This window comes from Glutamicibacter sp. (assembly GCF_050701915.1).
GTDB lineage: Bacteria > Actinomycetota > Actinomycetes > Actinomycetales > Micrococcaceae > Glutamicibacter.
Genome location: NZ_JBOGEG010000019.1, coordinates 46234 through 68892, shown reverse-complemented (window position 1 = coordinate 68892; position 22659 = coordinate 46234). Strand labels below are relative to the sequence as shown.

18 protein-coding genes and 1 pseudogene are annotated in these 22659 nt (G+C 60.8%); 12 read left to right on the top strand and 7 right to left on the bottom strand.

The genetic code is table 11. The features are described from left to right. The 5 genes and pseudogenes from ACRDT3_RS12255 to ACRDT3_RS12235 all read left to right on the top strand — a co-directional run. Positions 1–712: pseudogene (locus ACRDT3_RS12255) on the top strand (serine hydroxymethyltransferase); the annotation flags it as partial. A gap of 186 nt (positions 713–898) precedes the next feature. Continuing rightward, positions 899–2308 carry an L-serine ammonia-lyase gene (locus tag ACRDT3_RS12250; RefSeq protein WP_431493239.1) on the top strand — a complete coding sequence of 470 codons (1410 nt, stop codon included), beginning with the start codon at positions 899–901 and terminating at the stop codon, positions 2306–2308. A gap of 415 nt (positions 2309–2723) precedes the next feature. Continuing rightward, a complete protein-coding gene (mgtE, locus tag ACRDT3_RS12245) occupies positions 2724–4079 on the top strand; it encodes a magnesium transporter (protein WP_431493238.1) in 1356 nt (451 codons plus the stop codon). Between the two features lie 58 nt (positions 4080–4137). After that, on the top strand, positions 4138–5247 hold the full coding sequence (locus ACRDT3_RS12240) for an NADH:flavin oxidoreductase/NADH oxidase (protein WP_431493237.1): 1110 nt from the start codon (positions 4138–4140) through the stop codon (positions 5245–5247). 140 nt (positions 5248–5387) lie between these two features. Then, the gene (locus tag ACRDT3_RS12235) at positions 5388–6518 is read left to right on the top strand and encodes a hypothetical protein (RefSeq protein ID WP_431493236.1); all 1131 of its coding nucleotides are present in this window, start codon (positions 5388–5390) and stop codon (positions 6516–6518) included. Positions 6519–6592: 74 nt separating this feature from the next. Here ACRDT3_RS12235 and ACRDT3_RS12230 read toward each other — a convergent pair whose 3' ends face one another. Continuing rightward, complete coding sequence (locus ACRDT3_RS12230) at positions 6593–7735, bottom strand: CPBP family intramembrane glutamic endopeptidase (protein ID WP_431493235.1); 1143 nt, start codon at positions 7733–7735, stop codon at positions 6593–6595. A gap of 184 nt (positions 7736–7919) precedes the next feature. On the opposite strand from ACRDT3_RS12230, the gene ACRDT3_RS12225 reads away from it, so the two are divergent. The 3 genes from ACRDT3_RS12225 (at position 7920) to ACRDT3_RS12215 (ending at position 11435) form a co-directional block, all read left to right on the top strand. Further along, on the top strand, positions 7920–9173 hold the full coding sequence (locus ACRDT3_RS12225) for a YibE/F family protein (protein WP_431493234.1): 1254 nt from the start codon (positions 7920–7922) through the stop codon (positions 9171–9173). 68 nt (positions 9174–9241) lie between these two features. Continuing rightward, positions 9242–10297, top strand: a complete 1056-nt coding sequence (locus tag ACRDT3_RS12220) for a metal ABC transporter solute-binding protein, Zn/Mn family (protein ID WP_431493233.1) — start codon at positions 9242–9244, stop codon at positions 10295–10297. Between the two features lie 19 nt (positions 10298–10316). Further along, a complete protein-coding gene (locus ACRDT3_RS12215) occupies positions 10317–11435 on the top strand; it encodes a CDP-glycerol glycerophosphotransferase family protein (protein ID WP_431493232.1) in 1119 nt (372 codons plus the stop codon). Positions 11436–11445: 10 nt separating this feature from the next. Here the strand turns inward: ACRDT3_RS12215 and ACRDT3_RS12210 are convergent, their stop codons facing one another. The 5 genes from ACRDT3_RS12210 to ACRDT3_RS12190 all read right to left on the bottom strand — a co-directional run bounded on the left by ACRDT3_RS12210 (position 11446) and on the right by ACRDT3_RS12190 (position 17393). Beyond that, entirely contained in the window at positions 11446–12936 is a 1491-nt protein-coding gene (locus ACRDT3_RS12210; RefSeq protein WP_431493231.1) for a gamma-aminobutyraldehyde dehydrogenase, read from the bottom strand. A gap of 20 nt (positions 12937–12956) precedes the next feature. Continuing rightward, positions 12957–13325, bottom strand: coding sequence for a cupin domain-containing protein (locus ACRDT3_RS12205; protein WP_431493230.1), 369 nt, complete (start codon positions 13323–13325; stop codon positions 12957–12959). Next, positions 13325–14770: an NAD(P)/FAD-dependent oxidoreductase gene (locus ACRDT3_RS12200; protein ID WP_431493229.1), complete on the bottom strand. Its 1446-nt coding sequence runs from the start codon at positions 14768–14770 to the stop codon at positions 13325–13327. Before ACRDT3_RS12200 ends, ACRDT3_RS12205 begins: the two co-directional genes overlap by 1 nt. Positions 14771–15046: 276 nt before the next feature. Further along, entirely contained in the window at positions 15047–15487 is a 441-nt protein-coding gene (locus ACRDT3_RS12195; RefSeq protein ID WP_431493228.1) for a hypothetical protein, read from the bottom strand. After that, entirely contained in the window at positions 15471–17393 is a 1923-nt protein-coding gene (locus ACRDT3_RS12190) for a primary-amine oxidase (RefSeq protein WP_431493227.1), read from the bottom strand. Before ACRDT3_RS12190 ends, ACRDT3_RS12195 begins: the two co-directional genes overlap by 17 nt. 131 nt (positions 17394–17524) lie before the next feature. Here ACRDT3_RS12190 and ACRDT3_RS12185 point away from each other — a divergent pair, with 131 nt between their 5' ends. The 4 genes from ACRDT3_RS12185 (at position 17525) to ACRDT3_RS12170 (ending at position 22128) form a co-directional block, all read left to right on the top strand. Beyond that, positions 17525–18118: a TetR/AcrR family transcriptional regulator gene (locus ACRDT3_RS12185; protein WP_431493226.1), complete on the top strand. Its 594-nt coding sequence runs from the start codon at positions 17525–17527 to the stop codon at positions 18116–18118. Between the two features lie 104 nt (positions 18119–18222). Then, positions 18223–19146, top strand: coding sequence for a helix-turn-helix domain-containing protein (locus ACRDT3_RS12180; RefSeq protein WP_431493225.1), 924 nt, complete (start codon positions 18223–18225; stop codon positions 19144–19146). A 113-nt stretch (positions 19147–19259) separates the two neighbouring features. Continuing rightward, positions 19260–20690 carry an APC family permease gene (locus ACRDT3_RS12175; protein ID WP_431493224.1) on the top strand — a complete coding sequence of 477 codons (1431 nt, stop codon included), beginning with the start codon at positions 19260–19262 and terminating at the stop codon, positions 20688–20690. A 25-nt stretch (positions 20691–20715) separates the two neighbouring features. Continuing rightward, positions 20716–22128, top strand: a complete 1413-nt coding sequence (locus ACRDT3_RS12170) for an aldehyde dehydrogenase family protein (protein ID WP_431493223.1) — start codon at positions 20716–20718, stop codon at positions 22126–22128. An 81-nt stretch (positions 22129–22209) separates the two neighbouring features. Here ACRDT3_RS12170 and arr read toward each other — a convergent pair whose 3' ends face one another. After that, entirely contained in the window at positions 22210–22620 is a 411-nt protein-coding gene (arr, locus tag ACRDT3_RS12165; RefSeq protein ID WP_431493222.1) for an NAD(+)--rifampin ADP-ribosyltransferase, read from the bottom strand. Positions 22621–22659 lie beyond the last annotated feature (39 nt).

Here is a 22659-nt window from a genome sequence, read left to right as displayed (position 1 = left end):
TGGCGCGTACCTGTTCGTGGACATGGCGCACTTTGCTGGTTTGGTGGCGACCGGTCTGCACCCATCGCCAGTTCCGCACGCTCACGTAGTGACCTCCACGACCCACAAGACCCTTGCCGGTCCGCGTGGCGGCATTATTCTCTCGAACGATGCGGAGATCGCGAAGAAGCTGAATTCTGCGGTGTTCCCTGGCCAGCAGGGTGGTCCGTTGGAGCACGTGATCGCTGGCAAGGCGGTGGCGTTCAAGATTGCCGCTTCGCCAGAGTTCAAGGAGCGCCAGGAGCGGACGTTGGCTGGGGCGAAGATTTTGGCTGAGCGCCTGACCCAGGCTGATGTTGTTGCCAAGGGCATCAGCGTGCTGACTGGTGGCACCGATGTTCACATGGTGCTGGTTGACCTGCGTAACAGCGAGTTGGACGGACAGCAGGCGGAGGATTTGCTGGCGCAGGTGGAGATCACGGTGAACCGCAACTCGGTTCCGTTTGATCCGCGCCCGCCGATGGTGACGTCGGGGTTGCGTATTGGTACTCCGGCGTTGGCGACGCGTGGTTTCTCTGAGGCTGCTTTTGGCGAGGTTGCGGAGATTATTGCGCAGGCGTTGATTGCTGGTGCTGAGGGCAATACCGCAGCGTTGCCGGAGTTGAAGGAACGTGTTTTGCAGCTTGCGCAGGCCCACCCGCTGTACCCGGAACTGGCTAAGGTTTCCGAGTAACATCATCTGAGTAAGATGGGGGCCCGGAAGGTGGAATTATTCGCTTTTCGGGCCCGCGGTCTTTCAACATCCAGAGGTCCTGGCGCCGCAGCAGTACAAGCGGTGGCTGGAAGTCTCTGGAAACACACTCCACAGGTCCGGGGCAGAAGCTCTCGGATTACCCAAGTTCTAAGGATGTGACCCGCTATGGCGGTTAGCGTATTCGATCTTTTCTCGGTTGGCATCGGACCTTCTTCCAGCCACACCGTGGGACCAATGCGTGCAGCACACGCATTCATTGCCCAAGTAATCCGAGAAGGCCAATTGGAAGCACTGGAAAATATCCGTGTTGATGTCTACGGATCCCTGGCCGCTACCGGACGCGGTCACGGCACCTTCACTGCCATCATGCTGGGGCTTGAAGGGTTCGAACCTGAAACCGTGCTGCCGGCACAGGTCGATGACCGCCTGGCGGACATGGAGGCTACTGGAATCCTCCACCTGGCTGAACAGCTGAATCAGCGCAAGGACCTGAACTACAAGGTCGAAGACATGATCCAGCACCCGCTCACCGTACTGCCGCGCCACACCAACGGCGTGAAGTTCATTGCCCTCGACGCTGACGGCAACGAAATCGCCAACGAGACCTTCTTCTCCGTAGGCGGCGGCTTCATCGTGCGCGAAGGCGCCGAAGACCGCATCGAGAAGAACCTCGAAGCGAAGCTGAATAAGCAGCCCTACCCCTTCACCACCGCAGCCAAGCTGCTGGAGCATGTGAAGGAAACCGGCCTGTCCATTGCCGACATCATGATGGCCAACGAAATGGCCTACCGGTCCCGCGACGAGATCCGCAGTGGCCTGGTCCACATCTACGAAGTGATGGAAGACTGCAAGGAGTCCGCGCTGGAACGCACCGGCGTGCTGCCCGGCGGCCTGAAGGTTCGCCGCCGTGCACCGGAATGGCATGAACGCCTGCGCAAGGAAGATAAGGACCGGGATCCGGTCTACTGGCAGGAATGGATCAACCTCGTTGCGCTGGCGGTCAATGAGGAGAACGCCTCCGGCGGACGCGTTGTCACCGCGCCAACCAACGGTGCAGCGGGCATCATCCCGGCCGTGCTGTTCTACGCCACCCACTACGCGCCGGGCGCAAAGTACTGGAATGAAGAGGAAAAGCACGACGCTGTCGTACGCTTCCTGCTCACCGCCGGCGCCGTCGGCGTGCTGTACAAGGAGCAGGCATCGATCTCCGGCGCCGAGGTCGGCTGCCAGGGCGAAGTCGGTTCGGCATCATCCATGGCTGCAGGCGGACTGGCCGAAATTCTTGGCGGCACCCCAGCGCAGGTAGAGAACGCAGCGGAAATCGCCATGGAACACAACCTTGGCCTGACCTGCGACCCGATCGGCGGACTGGTCCAGATCCCTTGCATCGAACGCAACGCCATTGCTGCTTCCAAGGCAGTGAACGCGGCGAAAATGGCGCTGATGGGCGACGGCGAACACCACGTCACCTTGGATGAAGTCATCATCACCATGCGCGAAACCGGCAAGGACATGAGCGACAAGTACAAGGAAACTGCGATGGGCGGCTTGGCCGTCAACGTGGTGGAATGCTGATTTCCTAGCACCGCTTGACCAAGCTCGGGAGGCCTGCACTGCAGGCCTCCCGAACTTTTTTAAAAGTGATCTTGGCCCCCAAAACGGGCAATCCTCAGCCTTTGCTGATACAACTGGGACTAGGCCCAATGCGCGTTAGCGCAAACCAGTTCCAGGAGGTGAGCGTCGTGGAAGACAGTTCTAGTCGATCTATGCACACGAACTCACCGGACGCTCGTAGCCGAATCAGCCGAATCGGGCAGCATCCTGCCATGGGATCCCAACGAGTTCGTGACTCTTGTACATGTCACCGGCGCCAGGTCCTGCACGCAAATACTGACTGATTTATCTCCCTGTATTCATGGGGCGATTAAGCGGTGAGAAGTTGCTGGCAGGCTCGTATTCCTGCGCCAAATGAACCATTTGGACCAAAATCATGTTTTCTCCAGAAAAGGTAGACTTCTCTACTATTTCACGAGCCTTGCGCTCCCATCTCAATCACGCAGAATTCCACCTGGCGGCAAGGCTGCTGGGCGGACTGCAAACCGCCGAGACCATCGAGCACCTCGAAGCGCTGGACGCCACCGAAGCTGCCCTGGCCTACCGTCTGCTCGACAAGCAAGCCGCGGTACTGGTCTTCCAAGAACTCGACGCCCCGGTGCAAGCCGAACTAGTTCGGGCGCTGCAGTCAGAGAACGTCATCGATGCCTTCGCACAGCTCTCCGCCGCGGGACGGGTAGCGCTGCTCGATGAACTGCCGGCGATCGTGGCAACAAAACTGCTGGCAGGACTATCGAAGGCCAAACGCCAAGAAACCGGAATCCTGCTGGGCTACCCGGAATCAAGCGCCGGCAGGGCGATGTCCCCGGATTTCATCGCCACCCACCCGCAGCTGTCTGTGGCCGAAACCCTGGAACGCATCAGCGCACGCCTCGGGAACTGCGAGAATACCCAGCACATCCTGGTGATCGATGATGAACGCCGGCTGCTTGGCACCATCAAGCTTAGCGAGCTGCTCACCGAGCCGGGCACGACAATGGTCGCGGACCTGTGCACCCAGAGCCCCAGCGTCCAAGCCTGCGAGCCGGAGACGAACGCGGCACGGGAAGCTGTGGACCGGAAGGCTGGGGTGCTCCCGGTGCTTGATCGGGAAGATCGCCTGCTGGGAGTGCTGACCTTGCCCATGGCGATCGGGATCCTTGAGGATGCCGAAGAGCGCCGCACAGCGTACAGTGCCGGAGCGGATCCGCTCTTCCGCCCGTATCTGGGTACGCCACTGCGCCAGCTGGTGAAGGCCCGCGTCATCTGGCTGCTGGTCCTGGCTATCGGAGCGACCTTGACCGTCAAGGTGCTGTCCAGTTTCGAGCAGACACTGGAGTCGATGGTGGTGCTCAGCTTGTTCATCCCCTTGATTGTGGGCATTGGCGGGAACACCGGCAACCAGGCGGCGACCACCGTAACCCGTGCGCTGGCCATGGGGGATGTGCGGGGCAGCGACTTTTGGCGGGTGCTGATGCGCGAGGTGCGAATTGGAGCGGTCTTGGGACTGTGCCTGGGCGCCATTGCGCTGGTCCTGGCCGGGATCATTTTCGAACCGCGCATCGGACTGGTGATAGGCATCAGCCTTGTGGCACTGTGCAGCATTGCCGCCGCGGTCGGCGGGGTGATGCCGATCATCGGAAAGTTCTTCAAGGTTGATCCTGCGGTATTTTCCAACCCCTTCATTTCAACCTTCGTGGATGCCGCCGGGCTGATCGTCTATCTGTCGGTGGCCGTGCTGATTCTTGGATAGTTTGCAGTAGCGCTTGGGTGCGCGGAATAAATCCGCGCACCCCAGTGTCGTAACAGGTATGCCTCAAAGCAAGCTCTTTACTGAAATTACCGTCCCGGCCAGAAGCGGCGAAGGCCTGAAGCTTCGCAACCGCGTGGTCCTTCCGCCGATGTGCCAGTATTCCGTGGAAAAACGCGACGGCGTTCCAACGACCTGGCACTTGGCGCACCTGGGCTCCATGGCCCACGGCGGCTACTCCCTGGTGATCGCCGAAGCAACAGCGGTGGCAGCTGAAGGCAGGATCTCGGATCGCGATACGGGCCTGTGGAATGATGAGCAGGCCGAAGCCTGGAAGCCGATTGCCCAGTACATCCGCTCCCATGGGGCAGCTGCCGGTGTGCAGCTGGCGCACGCTGGAGCCAAGGCATCGACCTATGGCTGGCTCAAGGATCTTGAAGTGGCCGGAAAATCTGGCAGCATCAGCGAGGAAGAAGGCGGCTGGGAAACCTTCACTTCCTCGCCTAGCGAGCTCTATGGCCTCAAGCCCGCCACCGAGATGAGCGTGGAACAGCTCCAGGCATCGGTGCAGGACTGGGCTGCTGCGGCCAAGCGTGCCGACGCGGCAGGATTCGACCTGATCCAGATCCATGCCGCGCACGGCTACCTGGTGCACCAATTCCTGTCGCCGCTGTCCAATAAGCGCACCGACGAATACGGCGGCAGCTTCGAGAACCGCACTCGATACCTGCGTGAAGTCATCAATGCAGTGGCTGCCGTGTGGCCGGAAAACAAGGCCTTGGGCATTCGCTTCTCGGGAGAAGACTGGGCAGACGATGGATGGGGCATCGCCGACACAGTTCGGATCGCCAAGGAGCTCTACGGCTACGGCGTGCGCCACTTCGACCTGTCCAGTGCGGGCATTGGCAAGTTCAACGGACCGTCTGGTCCGGGCTACCAGGTGCCGTTGGCCCAGGCAGTGAAAGAAGCGCTTCCCCAGGACGCCTTCGTCACCGCGGTCGGCGTCATCACCGAGCCGGTGCAGGCAGAGCAGATCGTCGTGACCGGGCAGGCCGACGGCGTATGCATTGGGCGCGCTGCACTTGGCGATCCGCAGTGGGCTAACCGTTCGGCGCAGGAATTGGGAGCACCGGTGGCATTCCCCGCCCAATACTGGCGCGGCCGCTGGTAAACACTTGCTGTCATGCTGATTTCATCCAAACAACGACATAGTTTCTGGTTACCTCTTCCAGCCACTGAATAGTGATGTTAGGTTAGTGCCACGGATCTAGTCGCACCGCGGCCAAGGCTCGCGTGCGGAAGGGAGTCAGCATGGCACTACGCGCGGATTCTAATGGAATCGACGCTTCGCTCTATCGGAGAAATGGTTCGTGGAGCACAGCTCTCGTGGATGCATCGTTGGGAACCACTGCAGCCCAAGAAGCTGCAGATCGGCTTCCGGACGACGTAGCCAAGCTGCTCAAGAGCCAGCAGGCGCAGCCCAGCGATGTCCAAGCACTGATCGGCGCACTGGAGCCAGCCCAAGGACTGCGAGCACCAGTAGCAAGGTTCGTAGCTGTTCATGACGGCGAAGTCGTCCTGAACGAAATCATCCCAGGCCTCAAGGTCCAAACTTCATCGGTTGATGTAGGTCCGTTCCCGAACTTCACGGCGCTAGCCCGCGCACGTGGCGGGTCGTTCTCCTACCTCGTAGCTGAAGTCAGCAAGGACGGAGGTGAAGTGCACCTCTACAATACGGCGTCACCTGAACGCCTGGGCAGCCGCGGCATTGTCGGGTTGCCCGAGGAAATCCACCATGCACGCAAGGTGCCCGGCGAATATGACCAGCCGAAGGCGCAGGCCGCCGCCGATGAGATGGTTCGTCGAAATGCTGATGAGGTCGCCGGGCTGATCAGCGAAATGTCCAACGAGAACTTCGTCCGCCTGATCATTCTTTCCGGCGACATCAAGGCTCGTGAACTAGTGCTCGGGGCACTTCCCGTGGCGCTCAAGGATTACGTAGAAGTCATCGACTCGCATACGCGCACCGGGGGTGCGGACACCAAGCAAGTCGATGCCCAAATCACTAAGCTCGTAGAGGACGTGAAAGCCAAGGCCCTGGCTGAATTGGAATCGAAGATCGCTGCCCAGTCCGGCAACGGCAAAGCGCAACTAGCTGTCGGACTCGATGAAGTTGTCACTGCGCTCCAGTCGGCGCAAGCCGAAATGGTGCTGGTTGGCCAATACCAAAGCGAGCATACCTTGCGCGCCTTGAGCGCGGAACCATGGATTGCCCATCAGGACGGAGATGACCATGCTGAATTGGTCGTCGGTGAATGGCCAGCTCCAGAAGTGCTCCTGCGGGCAACTGCGCTGACCGATGCCAGCATTCGTTATGTACCGGATTCGGTGATCCCTGACGGTGCGGGAATCGCAGCCTTGCTGCGCTGGGCCAAATCCTGAGCAGCTCATTAAATGAAACGATCCGCACAGGAAATCCTGCGCGGATCGTTTTTTGCGCGCCAGCTACCTGGCGCCTAGCGGTCCGACGGGTCGGCTGCCGGGGGAGCCGGCGGGGAAACCACTGAACCGTTATCGGAGTTCTGCTGCTGTCCAGGCTGATATGCCGGAGGAGCCCAGTATGCCTGGCTAGGGTGAATCGGTGGCTGATTCATCTGCCAAGGCTGCAACATCGGGCGGCGATCTGCTACTGGAATCGGGCCTGCCGTACGCGCAATGCCCTTCCTGTCGGCAAGCTTCACAAGCACGAAGGTCAACAGGGCCATGAAGCACACCGAGAAGACCAGCGAAACCGGGTTGGAATCCGTGGCGTTCAGATCAACTACGCCCACTGCGCCGAGCAAGAACAAGAAGGTGTTGTTGATGATGTGCATTGCCATCGCTGCTTCCAGTCCACCGGTGCGCCATGTCAGATAGCCTGCCGCGATAGCGAAGGCTGCCACGTCGAGAAGCCCCCAGACATCGTATAGATGGCCGATGGTGAAGAAGGGAACGGGAAGCAGGATGGCAAACAATGGATGCTTCAGCCAACTGCCGATGACCTGCATGAATGCACCACGGAAAACGAGCTCTTCGGCTGCGCACTGGAAGGGCGTCAAGAGGATCACCAGTAGCGCATAGAACAGCGGATCAGCGGGCAGGCTGCTCGCCGGCACGGGTGCGGACTCGCCAATGCCCAGCGCGCCCAAGCCGAAACTCAGCCCGAAATACACCGCGAATAAGACGGCGCTGGCACCCAGCGCCAGGCCGAACCAGCGCCAGCGCAATTTGCCGGCGACCGATATCAGCATGCCGACAGGCTTGGGCCCGATGAGCAGGTAGGCGAGATAGACCGCCGGGATCATGATGATCAGGGAAACCATGGTCATCGAGAAGTCCGTCGCCGTGGCCATATTCAGGGTTGGATCCATGAGGAACTGATCGGGAGCCTCATCAGGATTATCCGCAGCCCACGTCAGTGGGTTCATGAGCAATGCTATGAACATCGCCAAGATGGCGATGAGCAATGCTGCGAGGTAGAAGCCAATGCCGATGCCGGTGAACGCCAGCGGCTTCCACCAGCGGTAGTTCTCACTGCGTCTCATTAGGCGATGGAACGGATAGTTCATTTCACCCTCGGCGCCTTGCGGCACGGGTGGCAGGATCATTGGCAAGCTCATGGCTCAATTCTCCCGTTCCGCGGTGATTGAAGGTATGAACCTTACGGAGGATTTATCGGGTCATCCTTTTGAATGTTCACAAATTGCTCTTGGCAACGCGGACCGCATCCAAGCGAATCTCCAGGGGGCTAGCTCTTACACTTGGAAAGAACGATTCGCCTTCTTCGATTTGGAGCAGCACCACGTGGGCCATCATCACCATGACGAACCGATTTTGCAGGATCCCCGGCGCCGGCGGCGTGCCTCGATCATCTTATGGGCACTGCTTGCGCCCATAGGCGCCCTGGCCATGGTCATGGTCATCTTGTTGTGGCCGCAAGGCAACTACGACAAATTTGCCCTGAACGGAGCCATGGATACTACCGGTGGCGCAACGATGGAAGTTGGCACTGTCACGCGCAGCGCAGTGCAGGACTGTCCCTCTTCCCAAGGGCTGGAAGAAGTCGGCGGCAAGGTTCTCGAATGCCAAGTCACCTACGTGATGCCCGAATCCGGCGGCGCGGAAATCCAATTGGAAATCCCACCGGAAATGCTGCAATCACGAGATGCGCGCGCGGGCGACAGCATTCGCTACCTTGATCTCTCCGCGGTGGACACCACCAGCGGCAGCCCGTACGTGTTCGTGGACTTCGTGCGCACTTTGCCCATGGCGCTGCTGGCCATCGCCTATGGCGTGGTGGTGGTGCTGGTCGCCGGATGGCGTGGCACCCGGGCGATGATCGGCCTGGTCGGTGGCATCGCCTTCATGATCATCTTCATGGTTCCGGCCTTGCTTGAAGGCGGCAATCCGGTCCTGGTGGGACTCACCGGTTCTACCGCCATCATGTTCGTCGCGTTGTATTTCGCCCATGGGCTGAACGCGAAAACATCCACGGCTCTGTTGGGAACGCTCTTTGGCCTTGCGGTGACCGCGGCAATGGTGCTCTGGCTGACCGATGCGGCCGCATTGACTGGAGCCAACGATGAATCGGCCATCACCCTATCGACGGTGGCCCCGCAAATCTCCCTGCCAGGTTTGCTGATCTGTGGCGTCCTGGTTGGCGGCATGGGTGTGCTCAATGATGTGACGATTACTCAGTCGGCAACCGTCTGGGAACTGGCCGAGAGCACGCCCAAGGCCTCGGCCAGGGAACTGTTCTTCCGCGGCATGCGCATCGGTCGCGACCATATCGCTTCGACGGTATACACAATCGCCTTCGCCTATGCCGGTGCGGCCCTGCCGGTCCTGGCCATTGCGGCATTGAGCAACCAGAGCTTCGGGGTCACCCTCGGCTCCGGTGCCATGGCTGAAGAAGTCATCCGAATCCTGATCGGTTCCATTGGATTGGTGCTGGCGATACCGGTAACCACCGCCATTGCAGTGATGGTCGTGAAGGCCACCGGCACCGGTGGTGCGCACGGCAAGCGAGCTTTGCAGAGCGTGAGCTCCGACTCCTAGGTGCGAACCATTCTCATATGTAATGTAGAATAGTTCTCAATAGCGATCCGATTTAGATGGAGACACCCATGAAGAACTACCGCTCACTGCTCGCAGCTGCCGTCGCCCTGCCTGCTGCCGGAATGGTCCTCGCCGGATGCGGTAGCACCACAGGAAGCGAATCGAAGGACGTGGATTCTGCTGCGATAAGCGTAGTGACCACGACGAACGTTTACGGGCAGATCGCCCGTGCCATTGGCGGAGAAAGCGTGGAGGTCAGCGAGATCATCACTTCGGCCGCACAGGATCCGCACTCCTACGAGCCCACCGCACGCGACAAGCTTGCGATCTCCAGTGCCGACCTGGTCCTTGCCAATGGCGGCGGATATGACCAGTTCATGGACTCTCTCGTTTCTTCGCTCCCAGAAAGCAAGTCTGGCGAGATCACGCTCATGCACGCTGTGGATTCCTCGCCGGTAGCTGCGGAATCCGAAGAGGCCGGGCATGAGGGTGAAAGTGCTGAAGAGCATGCGCAGCACGCTGATGAAGATGGCCATGAGGGTGAAAGCGCTGAAGAGCATGCGCAGCACGCTGATGAAGACGGCCATGAGGGCCACGACCATGCGGGCTACAACGAGCACATCTGGTATGACCTGGATTCCATGGGTGAACTTGCTGATGCGCTGGCTGAATCCTTCGCCAAGGCAGATACTGCCAACGCGGATCAGTACAAGCAGAATGCAGCTGCCTTCAATGAAGGGATCGGGAAGCTCGAAGAGCAGCTCGAAACCGCCAAGCTGGATGGCAAGAGCTTCATGATGACCGAGCCTGTTCCATTCCACTTGCTGGAAGCTGCAGGCATGGAGGATGCCACCCCTGAAGGGCTGAGCGAAGCCATCGAAGAGGGCGAAGGCATTGCGCCGATGACCATGAAGAAGGCTGAAGACAAGCTCGTTGCTGGCGACGCTGACATGCTTGCCTACAACGTGCAAACCGAAGGCAGCGAGACCAAGGCGCTGAAGAAGAGCGCAGAGCGGGGACAGGTACCTGTCGTTGACTTTGCAGAAACCATTCAGGATGATTCCAGCTACCTCGAATGGATGGAATCCAACATTTCCGACTTGGCTTCCGCAATCAACGGCTAAACCTACGTAAACTAAATGCATGGCATTGTTCTCTTCCCAGATAACCCAAGCGACAGGTAAAGCACGCTCCCTCTTCGCGGAGCGGTCTGTTCGATCGGAGATTGCTCACTCGGACCGGGGAATCGAGCAAGCCGACCATGTACTTTTCTTCGCCGAGGGGCCCGGCCAGTTCTATCAACTTGGAGTCTGGCTGGGTACCTTTGAGCGACTGGCTGCCCAGGGGCTCAACGTCGGCGTGGTACTCATGGACGCACTGAGCGCGCGCCAGGCGCTGGCAGAGACGAACCTGCCGATATTGTTCTCGCGTTCCATGGAACAGATCGAGAACAAGCTGCGCGAGTGGAATACCAAATCCATCAACTACGTGAACAACGCCCAGCGAAACTTCACGATGCTGCGATTCAACGGACCGGCGCACATTCACCTGAACCACGGTGAAAGCGAAAAGGCCTCCATGGTCTCCAACCAACTCAAAGCCTACGATTTCGCCTGCGTCGCTGGCGCTGCCGCGGTAGAGCGCATCACCGAGAACATCTCCCGTTTCGACCCAACGCATCTGGTGCAGATCGGACGCCCGCAGCTCGACGAACTGGAATTGCCCGGTCCTTCGGAGAAGATCCGGGTTCTCTACGCACCCACTTGGGAAGGCGACTCCCAAGCCATGGCGTACTCCTCGGTGACCACCTTGGGTGAAAGAATTCTTGCCCAGCTGAGCAACGATGAGCGTTTCGAAGTGCGTTTCCGTCCTCATCCGAAGACCGGTGATGTGTCCGCAGAAGCAAAGAAGGCCGTGGTAGGCCTGAAAAGCAACTACGCTGCCACCTTGGATACGCTCAGTGACGCGGCGCAGTCCTTGGTGTGGGCGGACGTGGCCATCTGCGATACCTCGGCGATGGCCTATGACGCGGTAGCGCTGAACATCCCGCTGCTGCTGTCGGGGGACCCCCAAAGCAAGCTCCATTCAGGGTTGCCATTGGACCAGCGGCTGGGCAACGCCAACGGACTGGCGCAGCGCGTCGCGGATCTTGCCGCGTCCTCGGTTGCCGGGGCGCAAAAACAGCTGGCCCAGTACTTCTTTGCCACCACCGAACCCGGGGTGGCAACGAAGAAGCTGAGCCAGCTGCTTTCCAGCCTCTAGCCTTCAGGGCCTAGCGCTGCTTGAATACCGTATCCTGCCATTCGCGATGGGCGGCAGGATCATGGGAGATCATCACATGCTTCACATTGGTGTACTCATCGAAGGAATACTGGCTCATATCCTTGCCCATCCCTGAAGCCTTGTAGCCCCCATGCGGCATGTCGGAAACGATCAGGATATGCTCGTTGATCCACACGCAGCCGGCCTGGATTTCGGCGCTGGCACGCATCGCGCGGTCAACGTTCTTGGTCCATGCGCTCGCCGCCAGGCCATACGGGGTGTCATTGGCCAATTCGATGGCCTCGTCATCGGTATTAAATGGCAAAGCCACCAGGACCGGGCCGAATACTTCCTGCTGCACAATCTCTGAATCCTGGGCAGCTCCCACCACCAGGGTGGGGCGGTAGAACCAGCCATCGGCCGAAAGCTGCCGGCCGCCAGCAAGTACCTTTGCTCCGGCATCCTTGGCGCGCTCAACCATCGAGGAAACCTTTTGCAGGTGGGCTTCGCTGATCATCGAACCCATGTCGGTGCCGGGATCGGTGGGATCTCCCACCACCATGGCATCCATCAGCTCGGCCACCCGGTTGGTGAACCGCTCAAAGACCGAAGAATGCACGTAGGCGCGGGTTGCGGCGGTGCAATCCTGTCCGGAATTGATCGTCGAGCCGGCCACCGCGCCGTGTGCGGCAGCTTCGATATCGGCATCATCGAAGACCACCATCGGTGCCTTGCCGCCGAGTTCAAGATGAACCCGGGTACCGGTCTCGGCCGCCATGGACATGATCTTCAGGCCCACGGCGGTCGAACCGGTGAACGATGTCATCTTCACCAGCTTGTGGCGCACCAACGGCGAACCAACGCTGGGTCCGTCGCCAACGACAATATTGATCACGCCGTCCGGCAACCCGGCATCCTTGGCGGCCCGCGCAAAGAGCACCGAGGTGCCCGGGGTCAGCTCGCTGGGCTTGAGCACAATCGTGTTGCCGGCCGCGATCGCTGGCAGGACCTTCCACGCAGCCATCTGCAGTGGGTAGTTCCACGGGCTGATCGAACCGATCACGCCGATAGCTTCACGGCGAACCATCGAGGTGGTGTTGCCCGCGTAGTCCCCGGCGGCCAAACCCTGCAGGTTGCGTGCCGCGCCAGCAAAGAAATTCACGTTGTCGATGGAACCGGGCACATCGAACTGGGTCGACATGCGGATGCTCTTGCCGGTCTGCGCGGTTTCCACCGCGGCGATTTCATCAGCATGCTTTCCAAGTTCGCGAGCGAATGCCAGCAGGTGGTCGGCGCGCTCGCCCGGGGTGAGCCTGGACCAGGTTCTGAAGGCCTCGGCGGCGGCCTGCACCGCTTCCTCAACCTGCTCGAGGGTCGCGGTATCAACGTCCAGCAGCTTCTTTCCGGTGGCTGGATTCGCGCGCTCCAGCACCGGGCCTTGCCCGCGGACCTGCTGGCCGTTGATGAACTGGTGTCCAAGGGAACTGTCGTAGTAAGCCATGTGAATTCTCCTAGGGGGATTCAGAGGGTGAAGTAGATCTTGCGCAGGGTTTTGGTGACGGTCCAACGGGTTTTCATTCCCGCATGAAGCCGGACAACGCTGCCTGGAACCAGCACTAGTTCTTGGGCGCCGAAGCCATCTGCTTCGAGAATCTGCACCGTCGCGCTGCCGGCAAGCACCGCAAAGTATTCGTCCGCTTCGACGTCTTGCATGGCACCGGCCGACATCTCCCAGATGCCTACTTCAGCCTCCCCGAGGGTGCCCAGTGCCCGATAACCCGTAGTCGCTGGAACGTGACCGGCTGCAAGCTGTTCGCCGTCTGCCGCTTCGTGCATCAGCTCAACGGCATCGGCCTGGACGATGCTGGCTTGAAGGATTTTTCCAGCCATCAGGAATCGAACCCCATTCCGATCTTGTCCATCAGCTTCAGGAAGGCCGAGCGCTCGCCTCGATTGTGATCGGCCTTGACCAGCTGACTTGTCATCAGGTTCACGCCCACCCATGCAGCAGGTTCCGGTGGGAAAGGGATCGGCTTGGTACGCACCAGCTCCAATTCGGTCAGCTCGGTTTTCTTGCCTGAAAGCAGATCCAGCATCACCTTTGCACCGAAACGGGTAGCGCCTACGCCCAGGCCGGTGAAGCCTGCACAGTAGGCGACCTTGCCGCCGTAGGCCAGATCGAAGAAGGAGAAGAAGCGAGAGCAGGTATCAATGGCACCGCCCCATGCATGGGAGAATTTCATATCCGAGAGGTCCGGGAAGCTGCCGAAGAAATGTGCGGCGAGCTTCTCGAAGGTCTGCTGGTTGGTGTCGTAGCTGGAGCGGACCTTGCCGCCGAAGTGATAGACCGCGTCGTAGCCGCCGTAGAGAATGCGGAAGTTCCCATCGGCGTCGATGGTTGGGCGGGCATAGTGGAATCGGTTGTTCAGGTCGGCCAAGCCCACCATGTCATCCCAGCCGATTGCTGCGCGCTGCTGCGCGGTGAGCGGTTCAGTCATCAGCGCGTAGTCATATACCGGCACAATGCGGGAGCGGTGGCGCTTGAGCAGAGAAGGGAAAACATTGGTTGCCAGGGCTACGCGCTGGGCGGTGATCTGGCCATCGGCGGTCAGCACCTGCACCTGCGTGCCAGCATTTTTCAACTCCACAGCGTGGGTGTGCTCGTAGAACTCGACGCCTAGTTCACTGCAGACGCGCGAAAGCTCCCAGGCCAACTTGGCGGGGTGGACCAGCGCGGTTGAATCATGGTCACGGGCGCCGGCCAGGAAGTCTGGCGAATTGATCAGTTGCCTTACCGCGCCAGCATCGAGGTAATCGACACCCGGTGCTTCAGCTTCCTCGGCCACCCACGCAACCTGATGCTGTTCGGTGGCTACGTTGACGGCGCCCTCGCGGACGAAATCCACGTCCATCGCATAGCGGCTCACCGTCGCTTCGAACTCGTCGAGGTTCTTCTTTCCGAGTTCCGCAAGCAGCGCATTTTCCTTGGGCAGGTGGTTTTCGCCGTTGGCCTCGCCGTGGACCAGCGAGGCTTCGCAGAAGCCGCCGTTGCGCCCGGAAGCTGCCCAGCCCAAGCGCTGGCCCTCGATCAGTACGACTTGTCGGTTGGGGTTCTGCTCCTTGGCTTGGAGCGCGGTCCATAACCCGGTGTAGCCGCCGCCAATAATCAGCAAGTCGGTGGTGACCGAGCCATGCAGCGCCGGGTGGGGTGCGGGGCGGTGCTCGTTATCCAGCCAGTAGCTGGTGCGCTTGGCATCTGCCAGCGCTTGGGAGATCAGGGCGGGGGAGACTTCGGCTTCATGCCTGTCGAAAGTCAGATCATTGGTGCTGTTCATTGGTACTTTCCTCGAAGATAGCTGGTTCAGTAGGCGCTATCGAGGCAGGGGAACGACCAGTGGTCCTTGCGGCTTTGCCGTCTGCTGGGCACCGGGGATGCCAGTTGAATGCCAATCGGCGGTCAAGGCTATCCCTCTTCTCGGAAAGATGAACACAAATTGAATGTGATTCATTACTCATCTAAGCCTGCGCCGCTCGGGGTTGTCAAGGTCCAGAAGCGCAGCCGAAACCCGGTCTTCGAACCAGAAGTGCACTGCTTCGAAGACCGGGCCTGGTCATGGGAGAACCGCTACCGGTTCGCCGCTATTGAATTGATTCGCCCGTCCTGGGAAATGGCGGCTGAGCCAAGCCGCGCCGAACATCAGCAGGAATTCGGCGGCCGCAACGCCCAGCATCACCGGTGCATGCCCGGCGCCATGCGCGGCGTGCGCCGCGTGGTGGCCGCTGAACCAAGGCATGCCGATCACCATCGCCACGTGGGAGGTGCCCATGAGCGCGCTCATCACCAGCAGGCGCATGGGCGAACCGCCGCGCAGCACGCACCAGGAGCATTTGATGCACCACAAGGTCATTGCAAGCAATGCCAGATTCCACCACAGGTCGTGTGGCATCAGTGCCAGAACTAGCAGGTGAGTTGCGGCCAGGCACAGCGAAGCGGCTCCAAGGGCAATGTGTCCGGCCGGCACCCTTGCCGCGTGGCTAGTCGCCGCTGCCACAGCAACCGTCGGATTCCTTGGTGGCGCAGCAGCCGTGCTGGATGGGGGCTGGAACATCAAGGACCGGGGAGCGGTCGAAGAAGCCTTCGGGGCGGATGGTGAAGCCAACCGTGTCCACGGGCATCATCGGCCAGTCCTCGGTGCGCGGGAAGTGGGTCAGCGCGAAGGTGTGCCACAGGCTGATCTGTTCGCCGTCGATGCTCTTGTCGTCCTCGATCCACGAGCCAATGCCGTCAACGCCCGGGTTCTGGTTCACGAAGTCACCGGTTGGATAGCGGTGGCTATTCTCCCGCTTGGTCACCCACAGGGCCTTGGACGCGAACTCTGCGCGGCGATGGATGGAGGATCCTTCGGCGGCCAGCAGGGTCGGCAGTCCCTGGGACATCAGCTTGTAGCCCACCGGCTTGCCAAGGTAGTTCTTCGAATCCGGGTTGGTCACCACCCAGGTGCGGCCGGCGGTCGGGTTGCTATCGCGTACCGCCTGCTTTTCGGTTGCCAGGACCGTGTGGCTGCGGGTAAAGGCGTTGCCCCGGGGATTTTCCTTGCTGATCGGCAAGCGCACGGCTTCTTCTTCGATGACGCGGCTGGGTCCGCCGTCCAGGGCGAAGTCCAGTCGGGCGCCGAAAATGTGCTGGTGGAATGGGGCGCCCAGCCCAGGCGCCATTTCCGAGGCGTAGCGTTCGTCGCGCATGGCCGAGGTGAATACGATGCCGGTGGCCTTGGCCTCGAATTCGATGGTGCCATCCAGGTACAGGTACCAGTAGAAGCCGTAGTCGTAGTTGCCCACGGTGGTGAAGAAGCTGATCACCAGGCGGCGGTTGCGGCGGGTGTACTTCACTCCGGACCAGTCATCTGCGTGCTTGGAGAGGATCGAAGCGTCTTCCTCGTGCATGCAGATGCCATTGGTGATCTTCTGCGCATTGCCGTCGGCGTCGGTGACCACAGGGGAGATGTAGTGGATTTCGCCCAGGCAGTCGCAGCCCAGCTCCAGCGAGTTGGCCAGGCGTCCGATGAGGTATTCGCCGGTGTCGAAGTAGTTCTGCCAGCTGCGCACCGGGGACGGGTCGCCATAGGGGACTACCATTTCGGCAATGGACGCACGGTCCAGGATGCGGCGCTCGGTGCCCCGGTCATTGAAGGCGATGTTGTAGAGAACCAGACCTTCGCGCATATCGAAACCGATATCCAGCGACCATTTCTCCCACTCAACATGGTTGCCTGCGCTAACCGTGAAGCTGGCGCCCTCAGGCTGGGTGATCTCGATGGGCTTCTGGGTGGTGCGCACCGGGCCCGTGAGTTCCGGGTCCGTGTAGTTGCCGTGGGTTTCGGGCACCGGAATGATTTCCAGGTCCAGCAGCTGGTCGATTTTTCCGGCGATGGTGTCGATGTAAACCACCAGTCCATCAACGGGATGGGCCCAGGCCGAGTCTTCGGCGAAATCCTGGCGGAAGGCCAGGCCGCGCAGGATGCGGCGTCCTGCTTCTTGCGGGTACTCGTCTTCGTAAACTCCTGCGGAGAGCGGGGCAACGCGCACCTGATCTGGTTTCAGGCCGCGCTTGGCCAGAGCGGCCGCCCACTGCGGATCGCCAATCAGGATGGCCTCCACCATTTCGAATTCCTCCAGCAGCACGGGCATCTGCCCCACCTTTGCCGGATCCAGGTCGATTCTGGAAAGCACGGCCTGCGCGCCCAGGTCGAGGACGACATCCTTGGGGGAGTTGGCCAGCTTGTCCATGAGCATGACGCGGACAAAGCGTCCGGGACGGTCAGCGCGTGGATCTTCCAAGCCCATGTAGGCGATGCGGGTGTTCTCGGTGAAAAGCTGGTGGTTGACCAGCAAATCCTTGGCGGTAGCGACCTCTGCTTCGCTGAGCAGGGTGAAATCCGTGGCGGTGGTGATTGGCATGAGACGGGCTCCTTCGGCACTGAAGTGTGATCTGCGGCATTTATTATTCTCTGATTGTAGAGAATACGGGCGGACTCAATGTGACGCAAGCCCTTTGCCTGAAATAAATGGTTTATCGCTAATCTTGAACCATGCCGAAAATCGTGGACCATGATCAGCGTCGCCGGGAGATTGTCGAGGTCACTTGGAGATTCATTGCCCGCGAGGGCATTGAGAAACTGAATCTGCGTGACTTGGCTGCCACGGCTGGCTATTCCAACGGCGCCTTCAAGCCCTACTTCCCAACGCGCGACTCGCTGCTGGTTGCTACTTTCCGCTACGTAGCCGAGGCCACCGACAGGCGCATTGCCTGCATGTGCCGGGGGCTAGCGGGGCTTGGCGCCCTCGAAGCGTTCTCGCGAGAAGTGCTCCCGCTTGATGAGCTGCGGCGCAATGAAGCCCGCATTGCGGTGCACTTCTGGCACCTGGCCCTCGGGGACCGGGCGCTGGCTGCGGTCAATGCGGAAACCATGGACCGGTGGCGCGAGCTCATTGACCAATGGCTTGAGCAGCTGCTGGGCTCGGAGCACCCCAAGGCGCGCGTAGCGCGCGACTCGATGATCAATTTCCTGATGGGCGCGCAGACCAGCAGCGTGCTCGATGAAGCGGTCAATACCCCCGATGCGCTCGAAGCGCAGCTCCAATACCGCCTGGATGCATTGCGCCAACTGCGACCGGAGGGCTAAGCGGATATTCTCCGCGCGAAGAAAATAGTGACTTTTCGGCTCGCTCGGCGTACTCTCATTCGTGATGCCTGACACAGTTCCGGGGCTTCGATGGGGAGGCAAGCATGTATCAACTTCAGCACGTCGATTCGTTCACCGCATGGTCGCGGCTCATTTCCGACGCCTTCGTGAGGCTGCAAAGCGAGCAGATTTCCAGCGGCCACTTCACCGCCACGCTGGGTGCCAATATGCTCGGCGACATCGGCTTGATGCGCATTCATGCCAAACCCCACGCAGTGCAACGAACCGAGAACCTGACCTCCAGCGGCGACGGGGATTTCTACAAGGTCTCCTACCAGCTCGATGGCTACGGGCTGCTGATCCAAGACGGTCGCGAGACCCTGCTGGCGCCCGGGGACCTGGCGATCTATGACACGCAGCGTCCCTACACCCTGGCCTTTGAAAAGCCGGCGTCGGTACTGGTCACATTGGTTCCCCATGATCTTTTCCGCCTGTCCCAGCAACAGGTCGGCCAGCTGACAGCCGTCGCCCTGAGGCAAACGCACCCGCTGTCGGGAACAGTCGCCCCGCTGCTGCGCCATCTTGGCGCCAATCTGTCCCAGTGGGATGAATTCGGCGGATACCAGCTGGCGCGCAATACCGTGGACCTGCTGGCAACTGCCCTGGGCGGGGCGCTTGGCGCCGAATGCCATGGCGATGCCAAGGTGCGGCAACGCGAATTGGTCACCAGCTACATCGGCGCCCACCTGGATGATGCCGACCTGGGACCCGCGCGAATCGCTGCCGCCCATTTCATGTCCGTGCGCAGCCTGCACGCGCTTTTCGAGAACCAGCCGCTCAGTGTTGCCGCGCTGATCCGCCACCTGCGGATGCGCGAAGCCTCGCGCCTGCTGCGCGACCCGCTGCTGGCTGAGCTGCCAGTCCAAGCCATCGGGTCCCGGGTAGGGATCGCCGATGCGGCCGGCTTCAGCCGCATGTTCTCCAAGGAATTCGGTTCCACACCGGGCAAATACCGCTGCGCCGCCTGAGGCGCAGGACACGCTTGTGCACGCGGAGCCAATGGTCCTGCACTCAATGCCAAGGACAAGTCCGGGCACTTGGGCGATGCTGATAGCGAAGCACTCGGCAAATGGGGGATCGAATGGGACTCGAACAACGCACACTCACCGTGCCGGCTCTGGTTGTGATGATCATTGCCGCAAGCGCACCGCTAACCGCGGTGGCTGGCGGCGTGACTACCAACTACGCGGTAACCGGCATGGAATCCGTGCCGCTGTCCTTCCTCATAGTCGGCGCCATCTTGCTGGTCTTCAGCATCGGCTACACCGCGATGAGCCGCTACATCCCGAACGCCGGAGCCTTCTACGCCTACATTGCCCAAGGACTGGGACGGGCGCTGGGCGTCGGGGCGGCAATGGTCGCCTTGGTCAGCTACAACCTCATGCAGATCGGCATCTACGGCATGTTCGGGTTCGCCGCGGCGTCCTTTGCCAATGCGTCCTTCGGCACCGCCATCCCATGGTGGGCCATGGCCCTGGTGGCATGGGCAGTTGTCGGCTTCCTCGGCATGAACCGGGTCGATTTCTCCGTCAAGGTCCTGGGCATCGTCGTGGCCGCCGAATTCCTCGTCGTCATCATCTACAACATCATGGCCTTCGCGCTCGCTCCCGAAGCGCCGCAGCCGGGCGCATCCTTCAACATGGCCGACGCTCTCGCACCGGGCATGGGCGCCGTCATGGCCTTCACCATCGCCGCTTTCATGGGCTTCGAATCCGGAACCATCTACAACGAAGAAGTGAAGGATCCAGCACGCACCGCCCGGCGTGCCACGATGATCGCGGTAGTCATCATCGCCTGCTTCTACGCGTTTTCGGCATTCGCCGTAGCCGTCGGCGAAGGCGCCTCGAACGTCATCGGCGCATCGGCAGAATTCGGCCCCGACCTGATTTTCGCCTTCTTCGGCGCCAACGCCCCAGCATGGTTCGTCGATTTGGCCAACATCCTGTTCATCACCAGCCTCTTCGCCGCGCTGCTGGCCTTCCACAACGTCATTGCCCGCTACTTCTACTCCATGGGCCGCGGCGGGGCGCTGCCGAAGTTCCTTGCCGCGACCTCGCGCACCACCCACGCACCCATTGCAGGCTCGCTGGCGCAGTCCACCCTCGGACTGGTGGTTATCGCCATCTTCGCGGTGATCTCCCATGGCAAGGATCCGATGTATGTCGTGTTCACGATGTTCACCTGGATGACCAACTCGGCGGCCTACGGGCTGGTGCTGCTCATGGCACTGACCTCCTTCGCCGTTATTGGATATTTCAAGCGCAACCGCACCGGGGACTCCCTGATGACCCGCGTGATCGCACCGCTGGTCTCCGGCATCGCCCTGATCTATGTCTTCGCCCAAATCGTCATCAACTTCGAAATCTTGCTTGGCATGGAAGAACCGGGAATGCTCGGTTATGTCCTGCAAGGCATCGTGATCCTGCCTGGCCTCATCGCATGGGTGCTGGCCCTGGCCATCCGCTCGTCCAAACGTCGTGCGCCGATGGCCGAAAAACTTCCCGTCACCTAACAACCCAGTACCAAGGAGCTCAAAGATGGCTTACGCAAACGCCCAAGAACTGCTGGACGCGATCCAGCCAGCAACCGGTGGCACCGAAATCCTGGACCCCGCAACCGGTGAACTGGTTGGCCGTGTTGCCGAGCAGAGCGCCGCGGATCTCGACGCGGCCGTTGCCGCCGCGAAGTCCGCCCAGCCGGCCTGGGATGCCTTGGGCCACGAGGAGCGCAAGCGCGTGCTCAATGCCGCCGCGGACAGCATCGAAGCCAATGCGGAAGCGCTCGCCGAGCTGCTGTCCCGCGAGCAGGGCAAGCCGCTGAACGGGCCGAATGCGCGCTTCGAGGTCGGGGGAGCAGCCGCCTGGCTGCGCGCCGCCACCGCCTACGAGGTCGAGCCGGAAGTGGTCGTGGACGACGGCGAAACCTACGCCGCCAAGCACTACCGCGCACTGGGCGTAGTAGGCGCCATCGGCCCCTGGAACTGGCCAATGATGATCTCCATCTGGCAGCTGGCCCCGAGCTTGCGCATGGGCAACACCGTGGTGATGAAGCCCAGCGAGTACACCCCGCTCTCGGTCCTGGCCCTGGTCCACGTGCTCAACGAAGTGCTGCCAGCGGACGTGCTGAAGATCGTAGCCGGCGGACGCGAGGTCGGCGAGAAGCTCTCCGGGCATCCGGATATCGCCAAGATCATGTTCACCGGCTCCACCCGCACCGGCAAGGCCATCATCCGTTCCTCGGCCGATACCGTGAAGCGCCTGACCATGGAATTGGGCGGCAACGACGCCGGCATCGTGCTCGAAGACGCTGATCCGCAGGCCATTGCCGAAGACCTGTTCTGGGGTGCCTTCATCAACACCGGGCAGACCTGTGCCGCGCTCAAGCGGCTGTACGTGCCCGAATCGATCTACGACGCGGTTTGCGAGGCACTGGCCAGCGTCGCCGCGCAAATGCCCATGGGTGTCGGCCTCGATGAGAACAACGTGCTCGGCCCGCTGCAGAACAAGGCCCAGTACGACATCGTCGCATCCCTGGTCAAGGACGCCGTGGATTCCGGTGCGAAGGTGCTGCTCGGTGCCAACCCGGATGAAAACGCCGCCGGCTACTTCTACCCGACCACGCTGATTGCCGATATCGACCCGGGCAACCCGCTGGTGGTCGAGGAGCAATTCGGCCCGGCCCTGCCGATCATCAAGGTCAAGGACACTGCCGAAGCGATCAAGCACGCCAATGCCCTGGAAGTCGGGCTCGGAGCTTCGGTATGGAGCAGCAACCGCGAGAAGGCGCTGGAAGTCGCCGCGCAGATCCAGGCGGGCACCGTGTGGATCAACTCGCACGGCACCATCGACCCGCGCATTCCATTTGGCGGCGCCAAGCAGTCCGGCTACGGCCTGGAATTCGGCATTGACGGCTTGAAGTCCCTGGCCCAGCCGCAGATCATCAAGGGCTAACGGAGACTCGCTTCTCCAACGTTCACGGGCGGTGCCCGGTGCCTCTCCAGGCATCGGGCACCGTCCATTTTCGCGTGAAGGCTAGTTGATGATCCCGGTTGTTGGATCATCGGCGATCTTCGCGATGCGTTCACGCCAGCTTTGCAGGGCTTCGGGCGACAGGCGGGTCCAATCGTGGACTTCACGGATAACCCGCACGGGGTGCGCACTGCGGTAGGAGCGCGTGGGATTGCCCGGGAATTTCTTGTCGGTGACATTCGGGTCATTTTCAAACGCCCCGGTCGGTTCCACCTCATACACATGTGCGGTCCCGTCCAAGGCCGCAATTTCGGCAGCCAATCCGGCTCCATCGGCAAATGCCGTGAAGTAGATGTGGTTCATGATGACTTCGGGCCGATAGTTCGAGGGAAAACCGGGGGACAGCAGATCCCCGGGGCGCAGTGCGGCTTTGGTGCCGTGGAAAAATGGTCCCTGGTCAAGATCCTGGCTCATGCGCAATGAGCTTAGCTGATGGGCCGGCACAGCGAAAGA

Bases quoted from the DNA above. Each gene is read 5' to 3' on its own strand.
- ACRDT3_RS12235 (WP_431493236.1), top strand. From the start codon at position 5,388: ATGGCACTACGCGCGGATTCTAATGGAATCGACGCTTCGCTCTATCGG.
- arr (WP_431493222.1), bottom strand. From the start codon at position 22,620: ATGAGCCAGGATCTTGACCAGGGACCATTTTTCCACGGCACCAAAGCC.
- ACRDT3_RS12220 (WP_431493233.1), top strand. From the start codon at position 9,242: ATGAAGAACTACCGCTCACTGCTCGCAGCTGCCGTCGCCCTGCCTGCT.
- ACRDT3_RS12185 (WP_431493226.1), top strand. From the start codon at position 17,525: ATGCCGAAAATCGTGGACCATGATCAGCGTCGCCGGGAGATTGTCGAG.
- mgtE (WP_431493238.1), top strand. From the start codon at position 2,724: ATGTTTTCTCCAGAAAAGGTAGACTTCTCTACTATTTCACGAGCCTTG.
- ACRDT3_RS12170 (WP_431493223.1), top strand. From the start codon at position 20,716: ATGGCTTACGCAAACGCCCAAGAACTGCTGGACGCGATCCAGCCAGCA.
- ACRDT3_RS12230 (WP_431493235.1), bottom strand. From the start codon at position 7,735: ATGAGCTTGCCAATGATCCTGCCACCCGTGCCGCAAGGCGCCGAGGGT.
- ACRDT3_RS12240 (WP_431493237.1), top strand. From the start codon at position 4,138: ATGCCTCAAAGCAAGCTCTTTACTGAAATTACCGTCCCGGCCAGAAGC.
- ACRDT3_RS12210 (WP_431493231.1), bottom strand. From the start codon at position 12,936: ATGGCTTACTACGACAGTTCCCTTGGACACCAGTTCATCAACGGCCAG.
- ACRDT3_RS12175 (WP_431493224.1), top strand. From the start codon at position 19,260: ATGGGACTCGAACAACGCACACTCACCGTGCCGGCTCTGGTTGTGATG.
- ACRDT3_RS12250 (WP_431493239.1), top strand. From the start codon at position 899: ATGGCGGTTAGCGTATTCGATCTTTTCTCGGTTGGCATCGGACCTTCT.
- ACRDT3_RS12180 (WP_431493225.1), top strand. From the start codon at position 18,223: ATGTATCAACTTCAGCACGTCGATTCGTTCACCGCATGGTCGCGGCTC.
- ACRDT3_RS12205 (WP_431493230.1), bottom strand. From the start codon at position 13,325: ATGGCTGGAAAAATCCTTCAAGCCAGCATCGTCCAGGCCGATGCCGTT.
- ACRDT3_RS12200 (WP_431493229.1), bottom strand. From the start codon at position 14,770: ATGAACAGCACCAATGATCTGACTTTCGACAGGCATGAAGCCGAAGTC.
- ACRDT3_RS12190 (WP_431493227.1), bottom strand. From the start codon at position 17,393: ATGCCAATCACCACCGCCACGGATTTCACCCTGCTCAGCGAAGCAGAG.
- ACRDT3_RS12215 (WP_431493232.1), top strand. From the start codon at position 10,317: ATGGCATTGTTCTCTTCCCAGATAACCCAAGCGACAGGTAAAGCACGC.